We start from the raw sequence: 4,111 nt of genomic DNA, 5'->3' as shown, positions 1-4,111 counted from the left end.
GCCCTGGCGGCGCAATACAAAGGCCGCCGTTGGGTCCATATTGGTTTGGTGCTGCCTGACCGCCGCATCATCCACGCCTTCGACGACATTAACAAAACCACCACCCATCGCCGTCGTGCGTTCGAAATGCTCGCGCCGGTGACCAAGTATTACCAATGGAAAGACCCAGATGGCCAAACTGATTGTTTATCCTGACGCGGCCGATGTGACCGTTCGAGAAGAAAACCCTATCCATGAACCCACATTCAAAGCCTATCTTGACCGTCATGTCCCTGGTTGGGATAAAGGGCCGACGGGGCATAAGTTAAAAACGCCTCGCTTTGTGGCTACGATTAATGGTCAGGCATTTAACCCGAAAGACTGGGGCGACAGGGTGTTGATGGACAGTGACACCATTGACGTTGTTATCCCACCTAAAGGAATTGATCCGGTCTCATGGGCGTTTATCGCCGTCGCGGCGCTTACCGCGGCGTATTCCGTTTACACCATGAACAACATGAACCAGATGGGCTCTAACTCCAGCACGGTACCCACCGGCAAAAACATCTATGACATTAACGTCCAGGTGAATAAGGCAGAACTAATGGGTGTCCGACCGGAGTGGTTTGGCCGTCATCAGTCCGTGCCGAGTTACCTTTGCAGCCCGTATAAGTATTACAACGAGAATAATGAGCAGGTTCTCGCTCTAATGCTGCATGTGGGCGAAGGGCATTACCAGATATCCTCAACCGGATTGACCATTGCGGGCACGCCCATCAGCCGCCTGAGTGACGATGCGAACTGGCAATTGTTTGGCCCTGGTGAGGATGTCACCACGCATGAGGCCCATAAGAACATCTACACCGCGGAAGAGGTCGGCGGGACGGACAGCGCCAGCGGTCTGGACTTTATCGGCCCTAGCACCTCGGTAAACGTGAGTGTTGAAGATGACAAGTCCGTCATTTTGAGTGAAAACACCGTACTGGTTCAGGATCGCTTTTCTCGTACCAGTTATTACGGCGACGGCGACCGAGAAACCACCTACTACTGGAAAAATAAAAACCTGAAATGGGACGATGGCACCACGTTTACCATTACGGGCATTTCATCCACGTCAGTGCTGATTGATGACATTGTCGAGATTGTCGATAGCGGTAACGATGGCACGACCGGTGAACCCCTGCCGGATAAGATTATCGGTAAAGGGTTTAGCGTCCTTAGCGTCAATCAGGAAGTTCAGCTATCTGGCGCAGGTTCGAATGATTCCACCTATTTGGCGGTGCCTCTGTCAGACACGGAGCTGACTTTTAAAGACCTGGAAGGTAATGACGTTACTGACCTAACGCCAGCGCCAAGTGTAACGGTTAAGATCACGACAACCAGCACAGATGATGGTCTTTACCAGGTCGTTTCTACCGACGCTAATTATCAGATGACGGTGATCCGCGTCGGGGATGAAGGTTGGGCCGGCTTTGCTGGCGGAACGTATACCAGCGGGATCTCATTGGATGTAACCAGTGACACGTTGCCCGATTATCAGCTGGGTCCTTATGTAGGGTGTCCAGAGGGTTATACCACCGATTATATTGAAATCGATATGCTGCGCAGTTCTGGGTGGGGGCGATACGACAGCAAAGGCCGGTTGCAAAACCACACGGTGGACTGGGAGATCTGGGTCCGTGATGCCGATATCGGGGAGCTCGATGACTGGCAAGTGTTCCCAGTAACCTATACAGAAAAGAGTTTTGACCAGGTTGGTCAAACGCACCCGATCACGCTACCAAGCGCGATACGCCCCGAGGTGATGTTGGTCAGGAAAACCAAATCGTATGATGACTCAAAGTACCTGGATAAACTTCAGTGGATGCGTTTAAAGAGCAAGCTGCCCACGGCAAGCAGCTACGAGACCAGCACCACGCTGGCCATCTCGATTCGTTCTGATTCCAACCTTTCCTCATCGGCCACCAACAAGTTCAAGGTATTGCAAACCCGAAAACTGCCGGTACCCGATGGGGCGGGCGGCTGGACCGAAGAGCTTTACGCCACCCGAGACATTGCCCCTGCAGTACGCTATATCGTGCATCAGTCTGGCGGATCGGATGATGACATCGATATGGATGAACTGCTGTGGATGCATGAAAACGTGTGGTCGCCAAACGAGGAATATTTCGACGGCGGCTTTGTCGATGACGGGACCGTTTACTCTGCACTGAAAACCGCTTTGCAGGCAGGCATGGCCGAGTTTTGTTTCGATATTGGCAAGATCCTGCCAAAGAGGCTATTTGAGAAAACCGACGCAGGTCATGTCTACACACCGGATATCATGAAAGGAGACGGGTTAACCATCACCACCACATTGTATGATCCCGACCAGAATGAGGGGTTAACGGTGTATTACATGGACCCGACAGACTGGACAACCAGCAGCGTTAAGTGTTGGCTAGGCGATAAGAACGCGATCACCAAATGGGGAGAGCTGGAGCTAACCAAAGGCGTGACGTCAAGAACGCGCGCCTGGCGCATTGGCATGCGCATGCTGCGCCGTACTCAGGGTGAAAAAATCAATTACTCGTTCAGTACGGAAATGGACGCGCTCAATAGCACCTATTTGGACTATGCCGAGCTGTGTGATGACCTGCCAAACTTTGGCCAGTTCGGGGAAATGGTCGACTGGCAGGTGGTTCCCAAGGGCAACGATGAGTTTGTTACAAAAATCACCGTGGATCGGGACTTAGAGTGGACGGTGGGTGAATCTCACTATATGACCATTCGACGTCATGACGGCACAGGCAATGGCCCGTTTGTCGCGACAAAAGTGAGTGACAGGGTGGTGATGCTTGATGGCCTGCTGGACTTTATCCCGAACCTAACCGGACAGATTGAGCCGCCGCTTTGGTTATTTGGGGATGCGACCCGCTATTCTGAACCCGCCGTGATCACATCGATAACGCCCAGCGTCAAAAATGACACCACGACCTGCAGTGTTAAAGCCAGCAATTACGTATCGGATATGTTTAAAGACGATAATAACCTCCCGCCCGCAGAAGGGGTTACATGGTGGGAGTAAGTCTTTTAAATTTGTGTCCATGGGCACAAAGCCATTAGGTAGCAACAATACGAAATAAGGGCCACTGAATTGTGCAGTGGCCCTTATTTTAATCATTAGTAACAGTGTAAACCATCGACTCTGGGGTAACTGAGCTTACTGATAATTGATAATTTCTAAATCGAATCGTTTTTGTATCCATTGGATAAATTAACTCTTGAGTGAACGCGGATCTTGCATGGTTGTCAAATGTGTACTCTCGATAAAGGACGTTGATACCACTGGAACTGAGTCCAGTAAAAATCAATTCATGGTTTATATACCCTGAATCTGACAATGGTGTTCGCGTTTCATGCTTCTCAAATAGGGCATCATTTGGTTCTATCGTATATTGTGAACCGCTACCTACCGGAGAAGTCCAATAGCTACCGGAAACTACTGTGTTGTCCCAATTTCCAGAGTTATCGATACCAAACATAAGGTGACTACCAGGGATCGTGACTATATCGTTTCCTTTTTCATTAGTCCCTACGATCTCGTAGACGTCACCTTGTTTCCCTGAAAGTCGCATTGCGACACTCGCTAAGCCACCGGATAAAAGAAAATCTTGTTTGGCTTGGTAAGAGTTAGGCTGAATTAAAGTTTTATAAGCCTTTCTAGTTAATAACTCTTCACCTACATAGGCTTTTGTTTGCACGCCAATTTCGTAGCTTCTCGTGTCTATATTTTCCACTCTTGAAGGAGCTGTTTTTGTAAAGTTTGCCGTAGAGGTACAGCCAGTTAACGCTGATGTCGCTAGCGTTAAGGCAAAAAGCCATTTCATATCGAATAGTCCAACTTAATTTTATATAGGCTTTACAAACTATTAGGTTCATTAAGCATTGTCACTAAACCGCACTATGTTTTGTGACTGCAATTGCATAGCGAACAGGTTTGGAATGTGGCTTAGCAGTAGGATGGTGTTGCAGAGATAATTTGAAGACGTTTAAACAGTTAGTATGTTCAAAGCAAAAACCGCGCAAATTGAAAACGACTATGTTTTTTATTTTGTGCGGTTTTGTTTTTCAAACCGCGCGGCGGGCTACA

The 4,111-nt window shown here is 49.0% G+C and carries 3 protein-coding genes; 2 read left to right on the top strand and 1 reads right to left on the bottom strand.

Annotation, left to right across the window (positions count from 1 at the left end):
- The coding region (locus R8O11_RS24615; protein WP_318194537.1) for a hypothetical protein at positions 1-195 on the top strand (195 nt) is incomplete at its 5' end.
- A complete protein-coding gene (locus tag R8O11_RS24610; protein WP_238778124.1) occupies positions 170-3,046 on the top strand; it encodes a host specificity factor TipJ family phage tail protein in 2,877 nt (958 codons plus the stop codon). The genes R8O11_RS24615 and R8O11_RS24610, both read left to right, overlap by 26 nt.
- Positions 3,047-3,134: 88 nt before the next feature.
- Here R8O11_RS24610 and R8O11_RS24605 read toward each other — a convergent pair whose 3' ends face one another.
- Positions 3,135-3,848 (bottom strand): hypothetical protein, encoded by a 714-nt coding sequence (locus R8O11_RS24605; protein WP_318194536.1) that lies wholly within the window; start codon positions 3,846-3,848, stop codon positions 3,135-3,137.
- Positions 3,849-4,111: the final 263 nt, after the last annotated feature.

It is taken from the genome of Vibrio sp. 1288 (assembly GCF_033344475.1).
The sequence above is the reverse complement of the archived record's forward strand: the minus strand, read 5'-3'. Positions and strand labels throughout refer to the sequence as shown.